At 37.6% G+C, this 6,365-nt stretch carries 7 protein-coding genes; all 7 read right to left on the bottom strand.

The window, feature by feature from the left end; all coding sequences use genetic code 11:
* Positions 1 to 164, bottom strand: a 164-nt coding sequence (locus Q1V95_RS12885; protein ID WP_300674680.1) for an NADH-quinone oxidoreductase subunit H, incomplete at its 3' end; no start/stop codon positions are given.
* A 75-nt stretch (positions 165 to 239) separates the two neighbouring features.
* Entirely contained in the window at positions 240 to 1,253 is a 1,014-nt protein-coding gene (locus tag Q1V95_RS12880; protein WP_300674677.1) for a 2Fe-2S iron-sulfur cluster-binding protein, read from the bottom strand.
* Positions 1,254 to 1,307: 54 nt separating this feature from the next.
* Positions 1,308 to 2,117, bottom strand: a complete 810-nt coding sequence (locus Q1V95_RS12875; protein WP_300674674.1) for a hypothetical protein — start codon at positions 2,115 to 2,117, stop codon at positions 1,308 to 1,310.
* 4 nt (positions 2,118 to 2,121) lie between these two features.
* Positions 2,122 to 2,994, bottom strand: coding sequence for a hypothetical protein (locus Q1V95_RS12870; protein WP_300674671.1), 873 nt, complete (start codon positions 2,992 to 2,994; stop codon positions 2,122 to 2,124).
* Between the two features lies 1 nt (position 2,995).
* Positions 2,996 to 4,351, bottom strand: a complete 1,356-nt coding sequence (gene nuoF, locus Q1V95_RS12865) for an NADH-quinone oxidoreductase subunit NuoF (RefSeq protein ID WP_300674668.1) — start codon at positions 4,349 to 4,351, stop codon at positions 2,996 to 2,998.
* A 125-nt stretch (positions 4,352 to 4,476) separates the two neighbouring features.
* Positions 4,477 to 4,986, bottom strand: coding sequence for an NAD(P)H-dependent oxidoreductase subunit E (locus tag Q1V95_RS12860; protein ID WP_300674665.1), 510 nt, complete (start codon positions 4,984 to 4,986; stop codon positions 4,477 to 4,479).
* 108 nt (positions 4,987 to 5,094) lie between these two features.
* Positions 5,095 to 6,318, bottom strand: a complete 1,224-nt coding sequence (gene nuoD, locus Q1V95_RS12855; protein WP_300674663.1) for an NADH dehydrogenase (quinone) subunit D — start codon at positions 6,316 to 6,318, stop codon at positions 5,095 to 5,097.
* Between the last annotated feature and the right edge of the window lie 47 nt (positions 6,319 to 6,365).

Genomic DNA, 6,365 nt, shown 5'->3' with positions numbered 1-6,365 from the left:
GCCAAAGGTTGTAAAAGTCCAAAAGGTCCCGCACGGTTAGGTCCAATACGGTCTTGCATAATTGCTGCCACTTTACGCTCTGCCCAAGTCGAGTAGGCTGCTACCGTAAGTGCTAGCAAGAATAAAGCTAGGACTAATATTAGTTTAAAAGTTAATAGTTCCATATTTTTGATTTGAAATTTGAAATTCGTTTCTGAATAAAATTCGTTGACGAAACCTCAAATTATCTAATTTTCAAATTATTTATTTTCGATATTCTCTTCGTCTTTTTTTGCAATCTCTTTAGCATCAGGATTATCCAATTGTCTGTAATAGTCTTTTGGCTTTTCGTAATGGTTAAGGGAGATTACAGAATGTCTGTCGATATGTCTAGGACCTTCGATGCTCCAATATTTAGGATCTTTTCTTTCGAAACGACATTCGTTACAAATCCAATCTTGTACTTCGTCGTACTGATCTTTTCTCGCTGTAACACGGATAATCTCATCACCCTTCATCCACAATACTGCTTTACCACTACATTTGTCACACTTACAAGTTGCGTTAACTGGCTTAGTGAACCAAACTCTACTTGCAAAACGCGCCGTTCTGTCTGTTAAAGCACCAACTGGACAAACATCGATAACGTTTCCGATAAAGTCATTGTCCAAAGCTTTGTTAAGATAAGTCGAAATCTCTGCGTGATCTCCTCTGAACAAAATACCATGCTCACGCTTTTCAGTCAACTGATTAGCAGCCAAGACACATCTTGCACAAAGGATACAACGGTTCATATTTAATTTAATATAAGGACCGATGTCATCAGCATCATAAGTATTTCTTTCGAACTCTGTTCTTGTTCCTTCAACACCGTGCTCGTAGCCCAAATCTTGAAGATGACATTCTCCAGCTTGGTCACAAATAGGGCAGTCCAAAGGATGGTTGATTAGCAAAAATTCGGTAACCGCTTTGCGACCTTCTTGTGCTTTTTCTGAAGTTAAATTTTTAACCTCCATACCGTCCATAACACCAGTTCTACAACTAGCGACCAATTTTGGCATTGGACGAGGATCTGCTTCAGAACCTTTTGACACTTCTACCAAACAAGTTCTGCAACGACCACCACTAGTTTCCAATTTGCTATAGTAACACATCGCAGGCGGAACAGATTTGCCACCGATTTGTCTAGCAGCTTCCAAAATAGAAGTACCAGGCAAGACTTCGGTTGTCTGTCCATCGATGGTTACTTTGAATTTTTTAATTTCTTCGCTCATATTAGTTAAAGCGTTATTTATTTATATTTCCTCTAAATGGCTTAGCATTTAGTATTAATCGTTTTTAAAATATCCGTTTGCAAATAGTTTTTTTACTATTCTATTTGCTGCATCATCCAAGTTAATTGATAGTGAATTGCTTGTGCCAAACTTTATTAAAGAAAGATCAAACGCTAATTTCTTTCCATCAAAAGTCTGTATAAACAAACCTCCATTTTTAGCATTTTCACTTCTCAAATCAGTATACGCAAGGTTGGCAATTTGCTTTTTATTATTATCATATACTATGAATTCATAATTTTTAGTAGCCATGCCGTTGCTCTTTTGCACTTTCTCGATAGATCCAATTTTTTCATCTTTTCTCCAGAGAATACTACCATTTTTGTCAATTGCTAATTTATTTTCAGTAGCAATTAAATCTTCTTTAGAATTTTCATCAGCTAAAGCTTTTTCCGCTTCAGCGTTTGCTCCAGAGAATTTAAGATCTTGAGTTTGGAAGAACTCTTTTACTTTCTCTTGGTCAATTCCATTTGCATTAATAAGACTTAAAACCATCGCATTTTTTGCCATCGTTTTTCCAACACTCATTGTATTAGACTTAGGGTCAAAATCAACTTCTTGTATGTTACCATTGGCTCCTTTAAATTCCAGCCAAGCCTTTTGGTCAGGTGTTTCACCACCTCTTTTTTTAACCGTAAACATTAAATTGCCATCTAATGTACTAAAGTCATAAAACCAATCTTTATCGCTAACCTTCGCTACAGGCTTTTCGTCAATCAAAAGATCACCTTTTTTTATCTTGACATCTTGTGCAAAGGTTAAAGCACCAAATAACATTGATAAAACGATTAATGCTTTCTTCATCTTCTTACTTCTGTTTTTTAGTATTAAATGTATAACCAATTCCAGCCAGTATTTGTCCGAAAACAAAATCTTGTCGCGCTTTGTCTGGTTTATTATTTAATGTTGTCTTGATGTCCCACATATTGATGTAACCAGCTTTTGCTTCTAGTCTTACCATTACGTGATTATAAAGCACCAAGTTAAGACTGGTTCTGGCATCTGTACCAAGTCCCGCAACGTGGAAACGGTCACTTCTCTCGTTACCGAATAATTTCACATTACTTTTTGGAAACATAAATCCAGCTCCTAATCCGTAAGACCAAACAAGGTCTACTTTATCTTTATTAATTAAACTTTTGTATTTTTCGAGACCTAAGTTTTCATAGTTAAGTCCATCCGTATGCTCAAAAGTCAAAAACTCCTCATCAGCTAAATTAACTTGTCCATTTTGTACCATTGCAGCATATTTTGGATCCGAGATATGTCCCGAAAATGCTACCGTTTGGTTTTGGTCCATCACATACTTCATGTGGTCAATCCCTAATACAAGCGCCAAATCATCTTTGATGAAATATCCGATTCTGACATTGTATTGTACTACAGTGAACCAGCTTGGATCAAAATACACCATACCAAACTTCGTTGGTCTATCATGTGCTACAACATTATTAAGTTGGAAGTCGTAACCATTTCCCGAAAAGTGAATATCAGAGTTTGTAAACGCACCTCTGTTCCACCCAAAAAACACAAACATTTGTCCTTTTTTTGACAAAGGTTCAGGTTTTTTAACAACATCTTTAGCTAGTACAAAATTGTTTTCTACGTTTAAAGAATCTTTTTCAGCCTGTCCAAAGACAAAGCTCGACATCATAAGTCCTACAACAACAAGTTTTTTCATTTTAGTTTTCTGCAGCTACAGGTATTGGGTCGGCATAATTTGCCAGGCCGTAATTTTGAGTTAAACATAATTCTGGATTGTTAACATGCCATTCGAACTCATCACGGAAATGACGAATTGCTGCTGCAACAGGCCAAGCCGCTGCATCTCCTAATGGACAAATGGTGTTACCTTCGATTTTTCTTTGGATATCCCAAAGTAGGTCGATGTCTGCCAAAGTTCCTTTTCCAGAATTGATTTTCTTTAAGATTTTGTACATCCATCCTGTACCTTCACGGCAAGGCGTACATTGTCCGCAGCTTTCGTGGTTGTAGAATCTAGCCAAGGTCATTGTATGTTCTACAACGCATTGATCTTCATCCAAAACTTCGAAACCTCCAGAACCCATCATTGTTCCTGTTGCGAAACCACCATCTGCAAGAGATTCGTAGTTCATCAAACGCGGTTCACCATTAATGGTTTTTAAAAGTAAATTCGCTGGCAAAATCGGAACCGAAGAACCTCCAGGAATACACGCTTTTAATCTTTTACCATTCGGGATTCCACCACAATATTCGTCAGAGTAGATAAACTCCTCCACAGAAATTGTCATGTCAATTTCGTAAACGCCTGGTTTGTTGATGTTACCACAAGCCGAAATTAATTTAGTTCCCGTTGAGCGTCCAACACCAATTTTGGCATATTCGGCACCAGTAATATTGATAATCGGCACAACTGCCGCAATTGTTTCTACATTGTTAACCACGGTTGGTCTTTCCCAAAGTCCTTTAACAGCTGGGAAAGGTGGTTTAAGACGAGGATTTCCTCTTTTACCTTCAAGAGATTCTAGTAAAGCTGTTTCTTCTCCACAGATATAAGCACCAGCACCACGTTGAACATATATTTCTAAATCGAAACCAGTTCCCAAGATATTTTTACCTAAGAAACCAGCCTTTTTAGCTTCGTCAATCGCTTCTTCTAGGATGTCTGGAATCCACGAATATTCGCCACGGATGTAGATGTAAGAAGTATTAGCTCCCAAAGTATAAGATGCGATAATCATTCCTTCAATCAAAAGATGCGGAATGTACTCCATCAAATATCTATCCTTGAAAGTACCAGGCTCCGACTCATCGGCATTTACTACCAAGTGTCTCGGGATACCTTCTGGTTTCGCTAAGAAACTCCACTTCATACCTGTAGGGAAACCTGCGCCACCACGACCACGAAGTCCAGAAGTTTTAACCTCTTCCAAAACTTCATCGGTTGTCATTTTCAAAGCTTTTTCAACAGCCTCATAGCCACCTTGCTTTCGATACACATCGAAATATCTAATGCCTTCTACGTGGGCGTCTTTAAGTAAAAGTTTTTTACTCATTTTTATTTGCTTATTGCAATTAGCTTTTACACTTCGATAAGCTCTGTGTATCTGCTTTTTGCATTTTAATATTAATTACCTAGGTTTGATTCAATTCAAAAAAAATCAAATCTTTTTAAACTTTATTAACCCAAATCAACTTGACCTTGTCTGCAAAGCTCCAAGATTTCGTCAACTTTTTCAATGGTTAAATTTTCGTGATAAAACTTACCAAGTTGTAGCATTGGCGCATAACCACAAGCACCAAGACACTCAGCTGGTTTTAGTGTGAACAATCCATCAGCTGTTGTTTCGCCATCTTTAATGTTTAAAGTTGTACGAATGTGGTCTAGGATTTTTTCACTACCTCTTACCATACAAGGTCCTGTTCTACAAACTTCCAAAACATACTTACCAACTGGCTTCATGTTGAACATCGTGTAGAATGTCGCCACTTCATATACCTCAATTGGTGTGATGCTAAGTACTTGTGCAACGTAATCCATAACTGGTACGTCTAACCAACCCCCAAATTCCTTTTGAGCAAGATGCAAAACAGGAATAAGTGCCGACTTCTGACGACCTTCTGGATATCTAGCGATAATTTTATTAACCTGTTCTAAAGTTTCAGGTTTAAAAGCAATAGTTTCGCTCACTTTTTTAAATTTTAAATTTTGAATTTTAGATTTTGAATTCTAAAATTTATTTTATAAAAATGATTTTGAATTATAATTTAAAATTTCTAATCCAAAATCTATAATTTTTTACGCGTCTAGCTCGCCTGCAATCACATTCATGCTACACATCGTTACAATCGCATCAGAGATTACAGATCCTGTAATCATTTCTGGATAAGCCTGATAATAAATAAAGCAAGGTCTACGGAAATGCAATCTGTATGGACTTCTTCCGCCGTCGCTTACTAGATAAAAACCTAACTCTCCATTTCCACCTTCTACAGCGTGATAAACTTCACCACGAGGCACTTCAGTTTCTCCCATTACAATTTTGAAATGGTAGATTAAAGCTTCCATTTTTGTGTAAACGTCTGGTTTTTCTGGTAAATAGAAATCTGGAACGTCTGCATGGAAAGGTCCTTCTGGTAAATTTTCGTAAGCTTGTTTTATAATTTTAATCGATTCCCAAACTTCTTGCTGACGTACCATGAAACGGTCATAAGTGTCACCAGCAGTACCAATTGGAATATCGAAATCAAAATCTTGGTAAGATGAATAAGGTTGTGCTACACGAACATCGTAGTCAACACCTGCAGCTCTTAGGTTAGGTCCTGTGAAACCATAACTTAAAGCACGTTCTGCAGAAATACCTCCAACACCAATGGTTCTGTCCATAAAGATTCTGTTTCTCTCTAATAGATTACAGAACTCTTGGAATCTTGGTGGGAAAGTTTTAAGGAAATCTTTTAACAACTCATGGAATTTTGGAGAAAGATCTCTTTCGAAACCGCCAATTCTTCCCATGTTGGTTGTCATACGAGCACCACAAATTTGCTCATACATATCATAAATACGCTCTCTCTCGATGAACATATAGGTAAGTCCAGTAATGGCTCCTGCATCCATACCTGTAACGCCGTTACAAATTAGGTGGTCACCAATTCTTGCTAACTCCATTAGGATAACGCGCATATAATCAACGCGTTTTGGCGTTTCTACACCAATTAGCTTTTCCACTGTCATGTGCCAACCCATATTGTTGATTGGTGCAGAACAGTAGTTCATACGGTCAGTAAGCGTGGTAATCTGAGCGAAGTTTCTTCTTTCAGAGATTTTTTCAAAAGCTCTGTGGATATATCCCACTGTTTGTTCAGCATGAAGAATACGCTCGCCATCCATGGTCAACACATTTTGGAAAATACCATGTGTTGCAGGGTGGGTTGGTCCAAGGTTGAGGGTGTATAGTTGCCCGTCAATCTGTTCTTTTGACTCGTATTGGTTAAGTATGTTTGATAATTCGTTGTCTTTCATAATAGTAATGCTTTTAGCGGTTTGCTTTTAGCGATTAGCTTGGACTT

This window comes from Soonwooa sp., from assembly GCF_030151385.1.
Lineage (GTDB): Bacteria > Bacteroidota > Bacteroidia > Flavobacteriales > Weeksellaceae > Soonwooa.
This window is presented reverse-complemented; position numbering and strand designations above follow the sequence as displayed.